Annotated in this window: 23 protein-coding genes, 1 tRNA gene and 1 pseudogene; 11 read left to right on the forward strand and 14 right to left on the reverse strand. The window is 66.1% G+C overall.

Translation table 11 applies throughout. The annotated features are described in order from the left end of the window. On the forward strand, window positions 1-241 hold a 241-nt coding region (locus VF631_RS07980), incomplete at its 5' end, for an endolytic transglycosylase MltG (protein WP_431849760.1). 3 nt (window positions 242-244) lie between these two features. On the opposite strand, the gene VF631_RS07985 is transcribed toward VF631_RS07980, so the two are convergent. The 6 genes from VF631_RS07985 to rimO all read right to left on the reverse strand — a co-directional run bounded on the left by VF631_RS07985 (window position 245) and on the right by rimO (window position 5,187). Further along, window positions 245-1,003, reverse strand: a complete 759-nt coding sequence (locus VF631_RS07985) for a C40 family peptidase (RefSeq protein WP_431849761.1) — start codon at window positions 1,001-1,003, stop codon at window positions 245-247. A gap of 79 nt (window positions 1,004-1,082) precedes the next feature. Next, the gene (locus VF631_RS07990) at window positions 1,083-1,427 is read right to left on the reverse strand and encodes a MarR family transcriptional regulator (protein WP_431849812.1); all 345 of its coding nucleotides are present in this window, start codon (window positions 1,425-1,427) and stop codon (window positions 1,083-1,085) included. A gap of 137 nt (window positions 1,428-1,564) precedes the next feature. Continuing rightward, window positions 1,565-2,953, reverse strand: coding sequence for a leucyl aminopeptidase family protein (locus VF631_RS07995; RefSeq protein WP_431849762.1), 1,389 nt, complete (start codon window positions 2,951-2,953; stop codon window positions 1,565-1,567). A gap of 53 nt (window positions 2,954-3,006) precedes the next feature. Beyond that, entirely contained in the window at window positions 3,007-3,396 is a 390-nt protein-coding gene (locus tag VF631_RS08000; RefSeq protein WP_431849763.1) for a PilZ domain-containing protein, read from the reverse strand. Window positions 3,397-3,447: 51 nt separating this feature from the next. Next, entirely contained in the window at window positions 3,448-3,750 is a 303-nt protein-coding gene (locus tag VF631_RS08005; RefSeq protein WP_431849764.1) for a hypothetical protein, read from the reverse strand. A 93-nt stretch (window positions 3,751-3,843) separates the two neighbouring features. Continuing rightward, entirely contained in the window at window positions 3,844-5,187 is a 1,344-nt protein-coding gene (rimO, locus tag VF631_RS08010) for a 30S ribosomal protein S12 methylthiotransferase RimO (RefSeq protein WP_431849765.1), read from the reverse strand. Window positions 5,188-5,307: 120 nt separating this feature from the next. On the opposite strand from rimO, the gene VF631_RS08015 reads away from it, so the two are divergent. Then, complete coding sequence (locus tag VF631_RS08015; RefSeq protein WP_431849766.1) at window positions 5,308-6,753, forward strand: AMP nucleosidase; 1,446 nt, start codon at window positions 5,308-5,310, stop codon at window positions 6,751-6,753. Here the strand turns inward: VF631_RS08015 and VF631_RS08020 are convergent, their stop codons facing one another. Together VF631_RS08020 and surE are read right to left on the reverse strand one after the other, a co-directional pair. Next, window positions 6,754-7,794 carry a potassium channel family protein gene (locus VF631_RS08020; RefSeq protein ID WP_431849767.1) on the reverse strand — a complete coding sequence of 347 codons (1,041 nt, stop codon included), beginning with the start codon at window positions 7,792-7,794 and terminating at the stop codon, window positions 6,754-6,756. Continuing rightward, the gene (gene surE / locus VF631_RS08025; protein ID WP_431849768.1) at window positions 7,791-8,555 is read right to left on the reverse strand and encodes a 5'/3'-nucleotidase SurE; all 765 of its coding nucleotides are present in this window, start codon (window positions 8,553-8,555) and stop codon (window positions 7,791-7,793) included. The genes VF631_RS08020 and surE overlap by 4 nt, the downstream gene beginning before the upstream one ends. 103 nt (window positions 8,556-8,658) lie before the next feature. Here surE and VF631_RS08030 point away from each other — a divergent pair, with 103 nt between their 5' ends. Beyond that, window positions 8,659-9,102, forward strand: a complete 444-nt coding sequence (locus tag VF631_RS08030) for a host attachment family protein (RefSeq protein WP_431849769.1) — start codon at window positions 8,659-8,661, stop codon at window positions 9,100-9,102. An 11-nt stretch (window positions 9,103-9,113) separates the two neighbouring features. Next, window positions 9,114-9,518: a hypothetical protein gene (locus tag VF631_RS08035; RefSeq protein WP_431849770.1), complete on the forward strand. Its 405-nt coding sequence runs from the start codon at window positions 9,114-9,116 to the stop codon at window positions 9,516-9,518. Between the two features lie 104 nt (window positions 9,519-9,622). On the opposite strand, the gene VF631_RS08040 is transcribed toward VF631_RS08035, so the two are convergent. Further along, window positions 9,623-10,492, reverse strand: a complete 870-nt coding sequence (locus tag VF631_RS08040; protein ID WP_431849771.1) for a cold-shock protein — start codon at window positions 10,490-10,492, stop codon at window positions 9,623-9,625. Between the two features lie 213 nt (window positions 10,493-10,705). Between VF631_RS08040 and arsC the strand changes: the two genes are divergently transcribed. Genes arsC through aat form a run of 3 tightly spaced genes read left to right on the forward strand, consistent with a single transcriptional unit; the run spans window position 10,706 to window position 12,525 of the window. Then, entirely contained in the window at window positions 10,706-11,053 is a 348-nt protein-coding gene (arsC, locus tag VF631_RS08045) for an arsenate reductase (glutaredoxin) (protein ID WP_431849772.1), read from the forward strand. 3 nt (window positions 11,054-11,056) lie between these two features. Beyond that, window positions 11,057-11,809: a ParA family protein gene (locus tag VF631_RS08050; RefSeq protein WP_431849773.1), complete on the forward strand. Its 753-nt coding sequence runs from the start codon at window positions 11,057-11,059 to the stop codon at window positions 11,807-11,809. Window positions 11,810-11,841: 32 nt separating this feature from the next. Continuing rightward, window positions 11,842-12,525 (forward strand): leucyl/phenylalanyl-tRNA--protein transferase, encoded by a 684-nt coding sequence (gene aat / locus VF631_RS08055; RefSeq protein ID WP_431849774.1) that lies wholly within the window; start codon window positions 11,842-11,844, stop codon window positions 12,523-12,525. A gap of 35 nt (window positions 12,526-12,560) precedes the next feature. Here the strand turns inward: aat and VF631_RS08060 are convergent. The 5 genes and pseudogenes from VF631_RS08060 to VF631_RS08080 form a co-directional block, all read right to left on the reverse strand. Beyond that, window positions 12,561-12,926, reverse strand: a pseudogene (locus tag VF631_RS08060) (DUF2155 domain-containing protein); the annotation flags it as partial. A 29-nt stretch (window positions 12,927-12,955) separates the two neighbouring features. Continuing rightward, complete coding sequence (locus VF631_RS08065) at window positions 12,956-13,471, reverse strand: outer membrane lipid asymmetry maintenance protein MlaD (protein ID WP_431849775.1); 516 nt, start codon at window positions 13,469-13,471, stop codon at window positions 12,956-12,958. A 3-nt stretch (window positions 13,472-13,474) separates the two neighbouring features. Further along, a complete protein-coding gene (locus tag VF631_RS08070) occupies window positions 13,475-13,855 on the reverse strand; it encodes an NADH:ubiquinone oxidoreductase subunit NDUFA12 (protein WP_431849776.1) in 381 nt (126 codons plus the stop codon). A 45-nt stretch (window positions 13,856-13,900) separates the two neighbouring features. Continuing rightward, window positions 13,901-14,473, reverse strand: a complete 573-nt coding sequence (locus VF631_RS08075) for a cold-shock protein (RefSeq protein ID WP_431849777.1) — start codon at window positions 14,471-14,473, stop codon at window positions 13,901-13,903. A gap of 97 nt (window positions 14,474-14,570) precedes the next feature. Continuing rightward, window positions 14,571-15,107: a regulatory protein RecX gene (locus tag VF631_RS08080; RefSeq protein WP_431849778.1), complete on the reverse strand. Its 537-nt coding sequence runs from the start codon at window positions 15,105-15,107 to the stop codon at window positions 14,571-14,573. A gap of 140 nt (window positions 15,108-15,247) precedes the next feature. Between VF631_RS08080 and VF631_RS08085 the strand changes: the two genes are divergently transcribed. The 4 genes from VF631_RS08085 (at window position 15,248) to nusG (ending at window position 18,105) form a co-directional block, all read left to right on the forward strand. Continuing rightward, window positions 15,248-16,990, forward strand: coding sequence for a fatty acyl-AMP ligase (locus VF631_RS08085; RefSeq protein WP_431849779.1), 1,743 nt, complete (start codon window positions 15,248-15,250; stop codon window positions 16,988-16,990). A gap of 47 nt (window positions 16,991-17,037) precedes the next feature. Continuing rightward, window positions 17,038-17,113, forward strand: a tRNA-Trp gene (locus tag VF631_RS08090). Window positions 17,114-17,359: 246 nt separating this feature from the next. Next, the gene (gene secE / locus VF631_RS08095) at window positions 17,360-17,557 is read left to right on the forward strand and encodes a preprotein translocase subunit SecE (protein ID WP_431849780.1); all 198 of its coding nucleotides are present in this window, start codon (window positions 17,360-17,362) and stop codon (window positions 17,555-17,557) included. Window positions 17,558-17,565: 8 nt separating this feature from the next. After that, on the forward strand, window positions 17,566-18,105 hold the full coding sequence (nusG, locus tag VF631_RS08100; RefSeq protein ID WP_431849781.1) for a transcription termination/antitermination protein NusG: 540 nt from the start codon (window positions 17,566-17,568) through the stop codon (window positions 18,103-18,105). Window positions 18,106-18,135 lie beyond the last annotated feature (30 nt).

Genomic DNA, 18,135 nt, shown 5'->3' on the forward strand with positions numbered 1-18,135 from the left:
CCGATCGGAGTTGGACCGCCCCAACGGGTACAACACCTACCGTATGGCTGGCCTGCCGGTCGGACCCATCGCCAACCCGGGACGGGAGTCGATCGCGGCCGTGCTCGACCCGGCGCAGACTGAGGCGCTTTATTTCGTCGCCGATGGCAGTGGCGGGCACGTCTTCGCGGAGACGCTTGCCGAGCACAATGCCAATGTCGCCAAGTGGTACGCGCTACGGAAAGCCAAGGGCGAGATGTAGCGGCTAGGGAAGGCGCCTGCGGTCCACGACAGCGGTTCGGGCGGTGACCTCCTCCAGCGGCTCCACAACCACCCGCCCATGATGGCCCGTCGCGTGGATCAGGCGTTCGGCGTCTGCCATGAAGCCGACATGACCTTCAAAGAAAAGCAGGTCTCCCCGTCTGGGCTCCGCATCCTGGGCCAGCGGCTGACCGAGCGCGCGTTGCTGATCGCTGTCTCGCGGCGAACGGATGCCGCATAAGGCTAGCGAGATCTGCACCAGCCCCGAACAGTCGATCCCGCTCACCGTCCGCCCGCCCAGGAGATAAGGCGCGTCGTTCAGCCGCTCCGCGACAGCCACCGGGTCGTGTTCGTAAGCATCGAGCGGCCGAACCGTGGTAAACGGGAGATAGCCGACGTCCGTGCCCAGGAATCCGGAGCGTTCCACGCCCGTCACTCGCGCACCCATCGGGAGGTTTGTCAGCACCGGCGCGCGATTGTCCGGCGCGGAGTGGATCGGCGCATGGGCGGCTGCGACGATGTGGGTAGGTGGTGACGCATCGATCAGGTCAATGGCCGACACGTAGCCGACATAATGATCGTGACCGCAATAGCCCCATGCCCAGTGGGAGGAGAGCTCCAGCACCGCGAACGTTTCGCCCGGGAGAAGCTCGGACGACGGCGCTGACTGGGTCGAGGCGGTGGGACGCACGAACGTCGGCCGCGCGCCGCATCCGCGCATCATCGGCACGGCGTAATGAGGTGCGAACAACTGCCCGGCCAAGGCGATGTCGGCGATGTCGGTTCGGTAGGCGTGAACCCGTGGGTCGAGCCGTAGCGACGGCCCGGTCAGCGTGAACCGCTCAGCCGTGCTGGAGGATGAAGGCTCGTTCCTTGGCGGCTCGGCGCGGAGCTTGCTCCTGCTGCTCGATATTTTGCTCGAAGCCTTCAAGGAATTCCTGTCCCGTGCTGGTTTTCGCAACGAACACGTTGCGGCGGTCCGCCTCGTCACGCACGCGCCGCAGATAGCCGAGCGTGCCAAGCGTGTTCAAGGCGCGCGTGATGACCGGCTTGGACACGCCCAGGATATTGGCGAGGCCACGCACGGTATGCGGCCCCGGCGTCAGATAAACGAGCAGCATGAGTGCCATCTGACGGTTTGTAAGATCGGGCTGACCGGAGCGGACATATCCGATCAGGGTCTGCATCCAGCTCTTCAGCGAACGTTCTGACACTTGGCTTCTCCGTCTCGCCCCCGAGTTGACGTTTCGGAGCTACAACCAGTCAGAATCGCTTTCGTTTCGTAGGTTAATGCGAATTCGACGCGGGAAAGCGCGCGTCCGTCTCAGGCCCCGTAGCGAGCCTTCAGCAGCCCCCAGGCGGCGCGCAGGCCGAGCGCCTCCCCCCCTTTCGGTCGTCCTGGCTTAGCAGTCGCTCGCCAGGCGAAGGTATCGAGATGCGCCCATGGCACGCCGTCGGGCACGAACTTGCCCAGGAACAAGGCAGCCGTCACGGCGCCGGCAAACGGCGATTCGGAAGCGTTGGAGAAGTCGGCGACGTCGGAGGCGAACAGCTCGTGATAGCCCTTCCACAGCGGCATCCGCCACATCGGATCGCCCGCCGCCTCCGCCGCCGAGAGAAGATCAGCGGCAAGCGCATCATCATTGGCGAACAAGGCGGGAAGATCGGGGCCCAGCGCCACGCGCGCGGCGCCGGTCAGCGTTGCGAAGTCGAGGATCAGCTCGGGTTCGCCCTCGACCGCCTTGGTGAGCGCGTCTGCCAGGATCAGGCGACCTTCGGCATCAGTATTGCCGATCTCCACCGTCAGCCCCTTGCGGCTGCGAAGGACATCGCCAGGGCGAAAAGCGCTGCCGGAGATCGCGTTCTCGACCGCCGGAATGAGGAGATGAAGGCGCACCGGAAGGCGCGCCTTCATGACCAAGGAGGCGAGGGCCAGGGCGTGAGCTGCACCGCCCATGTCCTTTTTCATGATGCGCATGCCCGAAGCGTTCTTGATATCGAGACCGCCCGTGTCGAACACGACGCCCTTGCCGACGATCGCGACCCGCGGATGGGCACGATCGCCCCATTCGAACTCGATCAGACGAGGTTCGCGCGCGGGCTCCGCTGCCTGGCCCACCGCCGCAATCATGGGAAAGGTCCGCCTGAGCTTCTCGCCCTGTGTCACTGTCACGCTTGCGCCGCCGGCGGATGCGACTTCCCGCACCGCGCTCTCCAGTTCGGCTGGGCCGAGGTCGCTGGCCGGCAGGTTGACGAGGTCCCGAACCAACCCTGTCGCCGCTGCGAGGAGAATGCTTTCCTCGATCCGGGCCGGCTCGTCGGTCAGCAGGATGCGCGGGCCCTTGGGGGAGGGCTCGCTCTTGTAGCGATCGAATCGATACTGGCCGAGCAGCCAGCCGAGGGCCGCCGCTCCCGCGCTTGCGCCGACAAGCCTGTACGAGCCTTCAGGCAACCATTCGGCCGCTTTGGCGAGGCACCAGGAGCCGAGGCTGGCGGAGTCGCCCACCCCGACCAGAACCGACCATTCGGCCTTCTCGCCCGGCAAGAGCGCCACCTGCGCGGCCTCGCCTTTGAAGCCTTGCGCGGAGACGGCCTGACGGACGCGGTCGGGCTGGCCGGCGAGCCAGGGCTCCAGCCCTGCCTTGTCCACGGGATGAAGCGAGGTGGCGGATTGACCCTTGTCGGGCTGCAGAAGGGAAGCGAAATCGGTCATGCCGTCTCATCGACATGACGACGCGGCAAGGCAAGCGCCGCGAGCGTGCGGATTTACGCGGCCTTGCGGGGGAGCAGCTTGCGGACTTTGTCGAACAGGCTGGTCTTCTCCGGCGGCGTGGCTTCGAAGGCCTCGCCCTGACGAAGCCGAAGATATTGGCGCACCGTCAGCGAGCGGACGAATCGGCAGCCGCATTGCTCGCCATCGGACCATTTGACCTGCGCCGAGACCGGCTCCCACTCACCGAAACGCAGCGACACGAAGCTGTTGGCGGGCAGCGCCTCCGAAGCGATGAGCAACGCGCCGCCAGGAGAGAGATTGCGAACTTCGCCCTGGCAATCCGGCTGCTCGATACGCACGACCGTGCAGGGAATGGCAACGTCGCTGCGGTCGGCGGAGCGGACGCGGTGATAGGCCGGATCAGGCAGGGTCTGGTGCTGCATGGCAAGAACCCTAGCCGGCAAGTCGCAATAAAGAGTGAATGGCGGGCGGTCTCAGCGCGCCAGAGGAGACTCTGGCCCTCCGCCCCCGGACACTTCCGGCCCGATGTCGCTCAGCACGGCGATATCGAGTTCCAGGCGCGGCTCGCGCCCGGCGTCGAGCAACGCCTCGGATGCGGAACGTTTGGCAATCGCGACCCCGTCGGCGGTCCCGCAACCGGTCAGACTTGGCGAGAGGCACTCGCCGGCCAGGAACACGCCCAGGTCGTAGGAAAGGCGCTCGGCCGGCGCTGCCGCCACCAGGAAGACGGCGGAGGCGATCAGGGCGAGTTGAAGGCGCTTTGGCTGAGAAGGCATCGACTCCCCCCAATGAAGAGCGGAGAGCCTAGGCGTGGTTAACGATTTTGGAAACCGGAGTGCAACGTCGACATCTCGCTGGGCCAATTTTCCTCAGGGATGACCGGCGCTGACCGACACCCCGTATAAATCGTGTTCGTCGGCGTCTTCGATGCGGACCGGGACGATGTCGCCCGACTTGAGGTGCGTAGCATCGCGCAGGTGGACTTCGCCGTCGATCTCCGGAGCGTCGGCGGTGGAGCGGCCGGTGGCCCCGCCTTCACCGTCCGCGAGGTCGATGATGACGCTGAGCGTCCGGCCGACCTTGGCCTGGAGCTTGGCCGCGGAGATGGCGGCCGTCTTCTCCATGATGCGGGCGTAGCGCTCTTCCTTGACTTCCTCCGGCACCGCGCCGGGCAAGTCGTTGGCGGCCGCCCCGGCGACGGGCTCGAAGCGGAAGGCGCCGACGCGGTCGAGCTGGGCCTCGTCCAGCCATTCAAGCAGATACTCGAAATCGGCCTCGGTCTCGCCGGGGAAGCCGACCACGAAGGAGGAGCGGATCGCGATGTCCGGGCAGATGTCGCGCCAGACGCGCAGCCGCTCCAGCACCTTCACCTGGTTGGCCGGGCGCTTCATGGCCCGAAGCACGGACGGGGAGGCGTGCTGGAAGGGGATGTCGAGATACGGGAGCACCAGCCCCTCGGCCATTAGCGGAATGACCTGGTCGACGTGAGGGTAGGGGTAGACATAGTGGAGCCGCACCCAGGCCCCGAGCTTACCCAACTCGCGAGCGAGACCGGTCATGTGGGCGCGCACTTCTCCGCCCTTCCACGGCCAGGCGCGGTGGCGCATGTCGACGCCATAGGCCGAGGTGTCCTGGCTGATGACCAGCAATTCCCTCGTGCCGGCGGCGATCAGCTTCTCGGCTTCGCGCAGGATCGCGTCGGGGCGGCGGCTTACGAGATCGCCGCGCAGCGACGGAATGATACAGAAGCTGCAGCGGTGATTGCAGCCCTCGGAGATCTTGAGATAGCTGTAGTGGCGCGGCGTAAGCTTCAGCCCGCCGTCGGGCACGAGGTTTAGGAACGCGCTCGGCGGCATCGGAGCCGCTTCGTGAACCGCGCCGACCACCTGCTCATATTGGTGCGCGCCGGTGACCGCGAGCACCTGGGGGAAGCGGGCGCGGATGGTCTCGGCCTCCTTGCCCATGCAGCCGGTGACGATGACGCGGCCATTCTCGGCCACGGCCTCCCCGATCGCCTCCAGGCTCTCTTCCTTCGCGGAATCGAGGAAGCCGCAGGTGTTAACCAGCACCACATCGGCCCCGGCATAATCCGCGGACATGGCGTAGCCGTCCGAGCGCAGCTTGGTCAGGATCCGCTCTGAATCGACGAGGTTTTTCGGACAGCCGAGCGAAACCATGCCGACCTTGGGCGGTGAAGGAAGAACAGTAGCCATGGGATGCGCTCATGTAGGCGCCGAGTGCGGCGGTTTCTAGGCGTTACGTCGGCGGGGGTATCAAACGGCGGCCGGTCGCACGGCTGGCGTGAGCCGTAGCGCGCCGCTAAGGCCGAAGTGATGACAGAGTCCCGTTCCGCGCCCTACCTACAGCAGTTGCAGGCGATTTTTTCCGAATCCGTTCAGAACCTGAAAGGGGCGCTGCAGCGCTTCATTGAAGCCGGGGAGGTGCCCGACCCTGAGTGGCGCAAGTCGGGCGCGTTCGCCTATCCGGAGCTGCGCATCCGCTACCATGGCGATCCGGCAAAGTCCCCGGCCGGCCGGGCTTATGGGCGGCTGACGACGCCCGGTCTGTATGCGCAGAGCGTCACTCGGCCGGAGCTGTTCGCCGACTATCTGACCGAGCAGCTCGATTTCCTGCTCGGCAATTATGACATCGACATCGAAGTTGGGCGATCGAGCCAGGAGATTCCCTACGCCTATGTGATCGGCGACGGCATCGCCTTCGCCGCTGTCGCCGCGTCGGACCTGGCGCGCTGTTTTCCGGGCACGGAGCTTGCCCATATCGGGGACGAGATTGCCGACGGGGAATGGTGGTCGGCTCCGGGAGATCCGCAGCCGCTCGCATTGTTCGACGCGCTGAGGGTGGACTTTTCGCTGGCGCGGCTGCGCCATTATTCAGGCACCGAGCCCGAGCATTTCCAGCGCTATATGCTGTTCACCAACTATCATCGCTACGTCGACGCGTTCGTTCGCTGGGCGATCGAGCAGGTGCGCGACCCGGCGAGCGGCTACACCGCGCTGGCAGGGGCAGGGGGCTTGATGGTGACGGCCGCCGACGCCGACCCCGACCGAATGATCGCAGACGGCATGTGGCGGCGTCACCAGATGCCGGCCTATCACCTGATCGCCGAAGGTCGCTGCGGCATCACCCTCGCCAATATCGGCGTGGGGCCTTCGAACGCGAAGACGATCACCGATCACCTCGCGGTGCTGAGGCCGGAGGCGTGGCTGATGATCGGCCATTGCGGGGGCCTGCGCGAAAGCCAGAAGATCGGCGACTATGTACTCGCCCACGCTTATCTTCGCGACGACCATGTGCTGGACGCGGTGCTTTCGCCGACCGTGCCGATCCCGCCGATCGCCGAGGTGCAGCAGGCGTTGCAGGAAGCGGCGCTGACGGTCAGCGGCGAGGACGAGATCGCGCTGCGCCAGCGGCTGCGGACGGGCACGGTGGTGACCACCGACGATCGCAACTGGGAATTGCGCTATTCGTCCTCGGCCTTGCTGTTCAACAAGTCGCGGGCAGTGGCGATCGACATGGAATCGGCGACGATTGCGGCCCAGGGTTATCGGTTCCGCGTGCCATACGGCACCTTGCTGTGTGTGTCCGACAAGCCGATCCACGGCGAGATCAAGCTGCCGGGCCAGGCCAACCGCTTTTACGAGCGCGCAATCGACGAGCATCTGCGGATCGGCATCGTGGCCTGCGAGCTGATGCGGGCAAACAGCCGTCGGCTCCACAGCCGCAAGTTGCGTGCGTTCAACGAGCCGCCGTTCCGCTGATCAGCCCAGATCCCGCTCTGCTTTCAACGTCGGCAGGATCTCCACGATGCAGTCGCCGGGAAGGAGCGAGCGAGCCTCGGGTTCCCAGAAGCCGTGCGGGATGCCGTTGCGGTAGACACGCACACCGAGGCCGTGGGTGACCTCCTGCAACGCCTTACCGCATTCTTGCGGTTCGACTTCGCGTTCCGCGAGTCGGACGCGGCCGCTGGATGAGGCGAGGTCGGCGATGTAGTCCGAAATGTGCGCGCCATGAGTGGAGCCGGCGAGTAGCAGTCCGGCGAAGCTGACCGGGTTGATGACGGTGGTGGCGCCGGCCTGGCGGGCGAGCAGCTCATTGTCCGCATTGCGCACGGCGACGCTGATCTTGAGCTTGGGTGCGAGGTGGCGGGCGGTGAGGGTGATCAGGATCGCGGTATCGTCGCGGCCGGGAGCGACGATCATCGCCCGGGCTTCGGCGACCCGCACTTCCGTAAGCGCCTTGTCCCGAGTGGCGTCGGCCTCGACCACCGCGCAGCCGAGCGAGAGCGGCCGTTCGAGCGCTTCGGGATCGGGATCGACCACCACGACCTCGCTCGCCTTCTGACCGCGGGCGAGCAGCTCGTCCAGCGCCTCGGCGCCGCTAATGCCGAAGCCGGCGATGATGACATGGCCGGACAGGGCCCGTTGGATGCGCTCCATGCGCCATTTCTCCCAGGATCGGCGGAATACAAGGCTGTAGGCGGTGCCGATGAAGATGAGGACGAAGAAGATGCGGATCGGCGTCACGACAAAGGCGTCGAACATCCGCGCCTCGCGGCTGATCGGCACGATATCGCCGTAGCCGGTGGTGGTGATGCTGATGGAGGTGAAATAGAGGATGTCGTAGAAGTCGACGACGCCGTCATGTGTGTCCTTGAGGCCCTTGCGCTCCAGCCAGTGGACGCCAAGGGCAAGGCCAAGCAGGAACAGCACGAAGGCCACGCGCCAGGCGATCTGCGCCCAGACGGGAAGCGGGCTGGGCCGCCTCAGCGTCACGCGATCGGGGCGGCGAGCGCGCGTCATGGGTACAGCTCGAGCAGCCTTCCCATCGACGGGCCGTGGGTGAGGTCGAGGTGGAGCGGCGTCACCGAGACATAGCCGTCGGCGATCGCCTCGAGGTCGGTGGAATGACCCGGGGTCTCCATCATGGGGCCGAGACCGAACCAGAAATAATCGTAGCCGCGCGGGTCGGTGCGCTGGACGATGCGAAGGCGACCATAGTCCCGCAGCCCCTGCTGGGTGACGCGGACGCCCTTCACCTCATCGGGCGGAAGCGCGGGGAAGTTGATGTTGACCAAGGTGCGGGGCTCCATCGGGCTTTCGACGATGGGGCGCAGAACGCGCTGTGCCCAGGCCTCGGCGGCGGCGAACGGGACGGTGTCGCCCATGCCTTCGCGGGCGTAGCTCTGGCTCAGCGCGATCGAGGGTATGCCGGCGAGCGCGCCCTCCATCGCGGCCGAAACCGTGCCGGAATAGGTGACGTCCTCGCCGAGATTGGCGCCGCGGTTGACGCCGGACAGGACCAGATCGGGCGGCTGATCCTTCATGATGTGGGCGATCGCCATCATGACCGAGTCGGTCGGCGTGCCGGAGACGCAGAAGCGCCGCTCGCCGAGGTGGCGGAGGCGGACGGGCTTGGTGAGGGTCAGCGAATGGCCTGCGCCCGACTGCTCCTCCGTCGGGGCCACGATCCAGACATCGTCCGACAAGGTCGCGGCGATCCGCTCCAGGACCTTGAGGCCCGCGGCATTCACGCCGTCGTCGTTGGTGAGAAGGATGCGCATATCGGGCGCGCTATGCTGTCGCCCCGGCCCGTCTGGCAAGGGCGCAGCCGAAACCATCGGCGCGGTCGCGGGTTGATCGGGCAAGGTTCACGAGGAGAATGAGATGGAGGTTCCACATGGCAGCTGCGTGGTGGTCGCGGACGGCGCGAAGATGCTGTTCTTCCGCAACGAGGGCGATGCCGAATTCCTGAAGCTGGAAGTGGAGCGCAAGCGCGAGCAGGAGAATCTGTCGCGCCAGGAGCTGGGACGATCCGAACCGGGCCGCACCTTCGATGCATCAGGCGGAGCAGGGCGCAGCGCTTATGAGGAGACCGATTTCCACCAGTTGGAGGAAGACAAATTCGCCGCGGAGACGGCTGAAATCCTGAAGCAGCGCGCGCTTCGCAAGGAATTCGAGTCGCTCATCATCGTCGCCCCGCCGCGCACGCTCGGGGAACTGCGCAAGCACTACCACAAGGAAGTGCAGAAAAGGCTCACGGGCGAGATCGCGAAGGATCTGACGGGGCATCCCGTCGAGGAGATCGAACGGATCATTCAGGCGCAATGAGCGGCTCGAGGATGGGTGCGCCCGGGACCGCGGCAAGCAATGCGCTTCTGCTTCTTCTCACCGCAACGGCCGGTGGTTGCATGACGGCCAAGGCCGAGTCCGAGGGCGAGAATGCTGGTGGCGCTCCTGGCACAGCGTGCGCCTTGACCGTGCGTTTCGGCAGCTATGCGATGGGGATAGACGGCGCGGCGGCTCAATCCGTCGAGAAGCTGCTGAGGGCGGACCGGGCCGTGCAAGCGGTGGAACGCAGGCCATGGGGCCGGGAAGGCGAATTCGACCTGTGTGCCCGGATTGCGCGGCCGAGCGAGGCCAAACGCCTCTTCGATCGCATCCGCTCGCTGCTTCCGGCCAAGCCGCGCGGCCCGGTCACTGTTCAGCTGGCGGACGGCCGCAGCTATGGCGCTCCGCCTCAATAAGGCGCCTCGCAGCGAGGCATTGAGGAGGCTGGGACGCTACTCGGAAACAGCAAAGCCCGGCGCGCTCGAGCGAGCGGCCGGGCTTCGTTGGAGTGGTGCGTCGATTACTGGATCGGCGCGAGGTTCACCGCGGCGGTCTTGCCGCGACGATCGACTTCCAGTTCGAATTCGAGGCGGTCGCCCTCGTTGAGGCTGGCCATACCGGCGCGCTCGACTGCCGAGATGTGGACAAAGGCGTCCGGTTGTCCGTCGTCGCGGCTGATGAAGCCAAAGCCCTTCATTGCGTTGAAGAACTTAACGGTTCCCGAAGCCTTTTCGCCGGTCAACTGGCGCTGCGGAGCTCCGCCGCCGCCGCCGCCGAAGCCGCCGCCGGCTCCCCCGCCGAAGCCGCCGCCGCCGCGATCCTCGCGAGGCGCGCGCTCCTGCACTGCCATCGGCTCTCCCTCGATCTTGAGATCGGTAGCGGAAATCCGGCCACCGCGATCGACGAGTGTGAAGCCAAGCGGCTGTCCATCGGCAAGCCCTGTCAAGCCGGCTTGCTCAACCGCCGAAATGTGGACGAACACGTCTTCGCCACCATCATCGCGCACGATGAAGCCGAAGCCCTTCTGTCCGTTGAAAAACTTGACGACGCCTTTGCCTTCCCCGACGACCTGGGGGGGCATGCCGCCGCCACCACCACCGCCGCCGCCGCGAAATCCGCCGCCGCCGCCGCCGCTGAAGCCGCCGCCACCGCCGCGAAAGCCACCGCCGCCGCCGCCGTAGCCGCCGCCACCACCGCCGAAGCGGTCGCCGCCTCCACCGTAACTGCTGCCGCCGCCGCTGTAGCCGCCGCTGCGGCCGCCACCGCCGCCGTAGCTGCTCCGATCCTCGAACCCGCCTCCGCCGCCGAAGCTTTCATCGCCGCCAAAACCGTCGCGCTTGTCTCTGCCGCGCCCGCCGCGATCCCCGCGACGTCCTTTATCGAAAGTCATTCCGTTCAAATCTTTCCCGCGCCCGAAACCCTGTTTCAACCGACACGCTGGGCCATGCGCAACGGCTTCGGCGCGGATTCATGGCGCACCTTGAGCGGCCCATAACTGATTTTGTACGGCCCGGCGAGCGCTTTTGGTCATTGCTGCAGGACCCGGGCTGGCCAGCGCGAAGCCTAGGTGCGACAAGACCGCGGAACCAAGGAGAGGGCGGGCGTGAAAGCCACGATCTATCACAATCCCCGTTGCGGGACTTCGCGCAAAACCCTCGAGATCCTGCGATCTGCGGGCGCCGACGTCGCTGTCGTCGAGTATCTCAGCCACCCGCCGTCAAAGACCGAGCTCAAGCGGCTCTTGGAGCGCGCCGGTATCAGTGCGCGGGACGGGCTGCGCGCGAAGGAGCCGCTCGCGCAAGACCTTGACCTACTCAGCGGTCGGGTCAGCGATGATGCGATCTTGGACGCGATGGTCGCAAACCCGGTCCTGATCGAACGACCGCTGGTGGAGACCGAGAAGGGCGTCCGGCTCGCGCGGCCGCAGGACCGGGTTCACGAGATCCTCTGACCCATGGCGCGGTCGCGCTCCGTCGCCATCTACAGCCTGAAGGGCGGGGTTGGGAAAACCACTTTCGCAGTCAATCTCGCCTGGGCTGCCGCGGCGCAGTCCGGGCGAAGCACGTTGCTCTGGGACCTGGACGCGCAGGCAGCGGCCACGTTTCTGCTCCGTGCCGGCAATGCTGCAAGCGAGCAGGCCCAGGCGGTCTTCGCCCGGGAAATCGCCCCCGAGCGCCTGATTCGCCCGAGTGCGATCGCGGGGCTGGACGTGCTTCCAGCCGATCGTTCGCTCCGGGGACTGGACAGCTTCTTCTTCGGCCTCGGCAAGAAACGGCGGCTCGAGAGGCTGCTTGGCGAGGTCGGCCGCGAGCATGAGCGCGTGCTGCTCGATTGCCCGCCGGGGCTGACCGAGACAAGCGAGCAGGTGCTGCGTGCGGCCGACCTGGTGATCGTGCCTGTCATTCCCTCGGCTCTGTCGCGACGTGCGCTCGATGAGGTGATCGAATTCCTCGACCGCAAGGGCCTGCGCCGCGGCGCGGTTCTGCCGGTCTACAACATGGTGGATCGGCGCAGGACGCTGCACCGCCAGGCGCTGGAAGAGCAGCCCGACTGGCCGGTGGTGCCGATGGCGAGCGCGGTCGAGGAAATGGGCGTGAGGCGGGCGCCGGTCGGGGAGTTCGCCGCCCGCTCGCCTGCCGCAGCAGCCCTGTCGGACCTGTGGGCAGCAATCGAGCGACGGCTGGGGCGTTTGGGCAAAGCCGGTTGACCCGGACGGGGCCAACTCGCAATCGTGCTGCGATGTCCTCGATCGATCCGGACTTGCTGCTCCGCGCTTATGCAATCGGAGTGTTTCCGATGGCCGACAGCCGGGACGCAAGGGAGGTCTTCTGGGTCGAGCCCAAACGCCGGGCGATCATGCCCCTGGACGGCTTCCGAATGTCGCGCTCGCTCCGCAAGACGATCCGCTCCGGGACCTTCGAGGTCACGCGCGACCAGGCCTTCGCGGACGTGCTGAGGCGCTGTTCCGAACGCGAGGAGACGTGGATCAACGCGCAGATCGAAGCGGGTTTCAACCGGCTCCATCGGCTTGGCCATGCCCACTCGATCGAATGCTGGCACAATGGCGAACTCGCCGGCGGCCTATACGGCGTGAAGCTCGGCGGGGCCTTTTTCGGGGAAAGCATGTTCTCCGCCCGCGCGGACGCCTCCAAGGTGGCGCTGGCTTGGCTGGTTGCGCGCCTGACCCTCGGGGGTTTCTCGTTGCTCGACTGCCAGTTCATGACCGAGCATCTGCGCAGCCTGGGCGCGGTCGAGATGCTGCAGAGCGACTACGTCACCGTGCTGTCGTCGGCTCTGGCGGGCGGCGTGGCGGGCCCTCCGGAATTCGGCGCTTTGGAACGATTCTTGGCGTCCCCTGCCGCATCGGGACCGGGCACGTCGCCGGGGTGCGTCATCGCGCAGCTTTTGGGCCACACGTCGTAGATCGGGTGCTCGACTGCGTTCAGCGACGGCGTCTCTTTGTAGAGCCATCCTGAGAAGACGCGACGGAATTGTCCTTGCGGATTGCGAACATCAAGCTGCACGAAGGCGCCAGTCAGCTTCTGGACTTCCCAAGGTGCGGTGGTCTCGCAAGCGCGCAGACGGACCACCACGTCGCCAACGCGCAGCGCCTGGCCTGGCTTCATCTCGAGGTCGCGGGAGATGCCGTTGCGCTTGTTGAGCAGGCCTACCACGGCGACACGCTGCGGCATCGGCGTGGTGCCGGGCGCGATGGTGGCCACCGTCTGGGGAATATCCACGGTTTCCGGCTCCGGCTCGGCCTCCACTTTCTGCTTGCGCTGCGGTTGCGGCACGTCCGGCCCACCGCAGCCGGCGAGCAGCATGAGAGCGGTTGCGGCCGCGAGGGTGCGAGTCACTGCGCGGGCGCCTCATCCATCGTGCCGAGACCCTCGCTTGGCGGTGTGGAAGGAGCATCGCTGTTGGAGCGGTTTATGACGGAGCCCACCAGGCTCATCATGTCCACCGAGCCCTGGGTCTCGAGGATCGTGTCGCCATTCTTGAGCGGTGTCTCGGAACCGCCGGGGAGAAGCGCGACATAGCTGCCGCCGAGCAGGCTCTCGCTCGTAATCGCGGCGCTGCTGTCCGAGGGAACAGAGACGCTCCGGTCCAGCGCGAGCGTGACTTCTGCCTGGTAGCTTTGCGGCTCCAGCCGCTGGGCGGCGACGGTGCCGACCTTGAGCCCGGCGATCCGCACATCAGTGCCGACCGAAACTCCGTTCGCGGCCGGGAACAGGGCCTTGACCCTGATCGAGTCGGCCGCGCCGCCGCCGGTTCGAGCGACCGCGAAGGTCACGAACCAGAGCGCCGCGAGGACGACCAGCAGGCCGACCCCAGCCTCGACGAGATGCTCGCGGACCGCAGCTTTCATGGTTTATTCGGGAACCCAGGCTTCATAGTCACCGCTCGCCGCGGCGCGCTGCCCGCCACGCTCGAGCGCGCCCGACGGACGATAAGCCTGGACGGTACCAGTAAGATTCGGCTCACGCGGCTTCTCGAACTTGCGCACGGGCGGCAGCGCGTCATCCGGGACGCCATCGATCTGGCGGTGCATCCAGGCATACCAGTCGGCCGGGATCCGGCTTGTATCGTTGGGGCCGTTATAGATGACCCAGCGCCGATCGCCTTGCTTTGAGACATAGTAGAGGTTGCCGTGCGCATCCTTGCCGACCTGGCGGCCGTTGCGCCGGGTGAACAGCATCGTGCTGAACCCGGCGCCTTCCCACCAGGTGAACATGTTCTTGAACATTCCCATCGGCGCTCCGCCTAGCCGGTTCGGCGAAGGCTGCGCAAGGGTCGGCTAACGCGCGGAGACCTCGACGGCGAGCGGGCCCTTGCGGCCGACCGCGATGCGGGCGCGCAGCGACTCGTCGGGCGTGAGATCGGGAAGGCCACCGCGGCGGACCGTCTCCATGTGAACGAAGATGTCCTCCTCCGGACCATCGTCGCGGACCAGGAAGCCGTATCCCTTCAGCCGGTTGAACCACTTGACGTGTACCGGCTCGAATTCCCCGGCCTCGTCGATCAATGCGGCTGGATCGACCCGCTCGCCATCGCCGGTCCTGGGGCGGGGCTGCTCGGGCACGATCGCCTGGCTGAGGTCGATCGAGAGCACTTTGCGCGCCTGGAGCCCGCGCTCCTGCTCGGCCACCAGGCATTCGACGATCGCGCCTTCGGGCAGGCTACGCCGATCATGTTCCTTGAGCACGCTGAAGTGAACCAGAACGTCGCCCTTGGCCTGCTCGCTGATCAGGAAACCGAAGCCGCGGGTGGCGTCGAACCATTTCATCGTGCCGGTCAGCTTAATAAGCGTCTCATCTTCAGGACGCGCATGAGCTCCGCCCTGTTCAGGGGCGCCATCTTCGGCAAGCATTTCACCGCGTGAATTCATTAACGCAAGATCTACCAAGTCCAAGAACGCATGGCCTATCATGGCTTTTGCGCCCTTGTGAACCGTCTGTCCGGACTTTTTACATATTGTCTGGATTCGGGATTTCACCGGGAGCCGCATCGAGCACGCGACGAATAGTGTCCATTTGGTGCCCGGCGCGGACCATCGCCGCGAATGCGCGCTCGCGGGCAGGGCGGTCCAGAGGCTCCGCAGCGTATGGGCCGATCCGCTTGCGCTCGGCGAAGCGCAGTGCGGCGGCCCACGCGCCGTCTTCGGCCGCGGCCCTGATGGGGGCGCTATCCTCCTCGTCGATACCGGCAGCCTTGAGCGCCTGGTCGATCCGCCGACCGCCATAGCCGCGGCGCTGGAGCGAGGCGGCCCGGGCCGAGGCAAATGCCTGATCGTCAACATAGCCGAGTTCGGTGAACCGCTCGACCAGCGAGTCGAGTGGTGGCTCACGCTCTTCCGTCCATCCCCTTTCCCGAAGCTTTCTAACGAGATAGGCGGTGAGCTTCGCCCGGGTGGTGGCGTAGCGCCCGGCATAGTGGAGGGCCAGGCGCTCGAGACCGCCGCGGTCGAGGGGCGGCCTGGCCTTTCGATGGCGGTCCGATTTCAACGCGCCATGATTGTGCCATAGTCGGACCGGAATAGAAACGCTGGACGAGGGTGCAAAGCCGGCTCAGCAGCGCCGCGCCTGCCGATAGCTAAAGGACGAAGCTCGACGTGCTCGGCAAAGGTGAGGGTCAGGTAGCTCGGATGTTCGAGCATTCGGCGCCGGACGGCTACACGCCGACCAAGGACGCCCTGCCCCGCCGTTTTGCCGATTTCCGCACACTCGGCGACGCGCTCGACTATGCGGCGACGGGTTCGCGCGGCCTGAATTTCCATGACCCGCGCGGCAGGATCGCCCGCGCTTATCCTTATTCGGAGCTGCGCGAAGACGCGCTTGCGGCCGCTTACCGGCTGATCGGGCATGGGGTGAGCCCCGGTGACCGGATCGCCATGGTCGCAGAGACCGGGCCCGAATTCGCCGCCCTCTTCTTCGGCGCGGTATATGCCGGCGCCTGGCCGGTGCCGCTGCCGCTCCCGACCTCCTTTGGCGGGCGCGACTCCTACATCGATCAATTAGGCGTCCAGATGCGGAGCGCCGACCCGAAGGTCTTCTTCTATCCCGCCGAGCTTGCCGCCATAGCGGGCGCGGCGGCCAAGAGGGCCGGGGTCGAGGGCATCATCTGGGAGGTGTTCGCGCAAGGAGTCGTCGCACCGGCGGCGCTGCCCAACGCCGACCCGGACGACATCGCCTATCTTCAATATTCGAGCGGCTCGACCCGTTTCCCGCATGGTGTCGCGGTGACGCACCGGGCGCTGCTCAACAACCTGTCCGCGCATAGCCACGGCATGGCGGTGGTCGACACCGATCGCTGCGTTTCCTGGCTGCCCTGGTACCATGACATGGGGCTGGTCGGCTGCCTGCTCTCTCCGGTCGCGAACCAAGTCTCGGCCGATTACCTCAAGACCGAGGATTTCGCACGTCGGCCGCTCGCCTGGCTCGATCTCATCAGCCGGAACGAAGGCACCACTCTTAGCTATTCGCCGACGTTCGGCTACGACATCTGTTCGCGACGCGTATCCAGCCAAACCCATGTCGCCGAGCGCTTCGACCTGTCGCGCTGGCGCGTGGCGGGCAATGGCGCGGACATGATCCGGCCGGACGTGATGCAGGCCTTTGTCGATGCGTTCGCGGAAGCAGGGTTCGACGCGCGCAGCTTCCTGCCGAGCTACGGCCTGGCCGAGGCGACCCTCGCGGTATCGATCATGCCGCCCGGCGAAGGGATCATGGTCGAACTGGTCGAGGAGACTTTGCTGTCCGGCGGAGATGCGCAGCGTGATCGGCCGCAGCGTTTCCGCGCGATCGTCAATTGCGGCCGGCCGGTCAAGGATATGGAAGTGTTGATCCGCGACGAGGAAGGCCGTCCGCTGCCCGACCGCGCGATCGGCAAGGTATTCGCGCGCGGCCCCTCGATCATGGTCGGCTATTTCCGGGACGAGGAAGCGACCGCCGCTTGCCTGGACCGCGAGGGTTGGCTCGACACGGGCGACATGGGGTACATGTCCGACGGCTATATCTACGTGGTCGGCCGCGCCAAGGACATGATCATCATCAACGGGAAAAATCACTGGCCGCAAGACATTGAGTGGGCGGTGGAGCAGCTGCCGGGCTTCAAAGCTGGCGACATCGCCGCCTTCTCGATCACGATGCCGGGCGGGGAGGAAACGCCGGCCGTGCTGGTCCAGTGCCGGACTTCCGATGTGGAGGAACGCGGACGGCTGCGCGACGAGATCCGGGACCGGGTCCGCTCCATCACGGGCATGAACTGCGTCATCGAACTGGTGCCGCCGCGCACGCTGCCGCGCACCAGCTCGGGAAAGCTCAGCCGCGCAAAGGCCCGCAAGCTTTACCTGGACGGCGATATCCAGCCTTACGACATCGCCGCCTGACCAGCCTTGCGTGCTGCGGCCCCGCGCGATAGGGCCACCACCGGCCTAGGAGTGTAGCTCAGTTGGTAGAGCATCGGTCTCCAAAACCGAGGGCCGTGGGTTCGAGTCCCTCCACTCCTGCCAAGCCGAAGCGAGGAGCGTAGCGAACCAGCGCTCCGGTCGCGCAGCGACGCGAAAGGCCGGCCGGCGCGGTTCGCCGCGTTCGATGGCCTTCAGCCGAGACGCGACCGCGCTCGCCCATCGCGACGCCACCTTGCGCTCCGCCCTCCGCCCCGCTATCTGCCATGTTTCGCTTACATCGGCATTCTACTCGGCTGACCGGCCCTCCGGTCCCGGGCGGCTGTCCGAAGAACCGAAGGTGAAGCAGAAGTGGCGAAGGTCAGTCCCGGCGAATTCATGAACCAGGTCAAGGCGGAGACGGCCAAGGTGGTCTGGCCGACGCGCAAGGAGACCGGCACGACAGCCGTCATGGTGGTGATCATGACCGCCATCCTCGGCATCTTCTTCTTCGCCGTCGATTCCGCGTTCAGCGCGATCGTCCAGGCCCTGCTCGGCCTCCTCGCTTAAGGATCACCATGTCCCGCTGGTACATCATCCACGCTTATTCCGGCTTCGAGAACAAGGTGCGCGACGCCATCATGTCGGAGGCCACCCGCATGGGGCTCGACCGGCTGGTCGAGGCGGTTGAGGTGCCGACCGAGAAGGTGACGGAAGTTCGCCGCGGCAAGAAGATCACTTCGGACCGCAAGTTCTTCCCGGGCTATGTGCTCGCCAAGCTCAGCATGTCGGACGACGTCTACCACCTCATCAAGAACACGCCCAAGGTGACGGGCTTCCTGGGATCGATGGGCAAGCCGCAGGCGATCAGCGAGGCCGAGGCCGCGCGCATCCTCAACACCAAGGAGGAAAACGCCACCGCCGCGCCCAAGACCAAGGTCAGCGTCGATTACGACATAGGCGATCAGGTCAAGGTCACCAGCGGCAACTTCGCCAGCTTCACCGGCGTCGTCGAAGAGCTGGATTTCGACCGCAGCCGCGTCAAGGTCTCCATCTCCATCTTCGGCCGCGCAACCCCGCTGGAGCTGGGGTTCGAGGATGTCGAACGCATCAAGTAACCGGCTGAAAGTGGTACTTCCAGCCGGGTA

The organism is Allosphingosinicella sp. (genome assembly GCF_036387615.1).
Lineage (GTDB): Bacteria > Pseudomonadota > Alphaproteobacteria > Sphingomonadales > Sphingomonadaceae > Allosphingosinicella.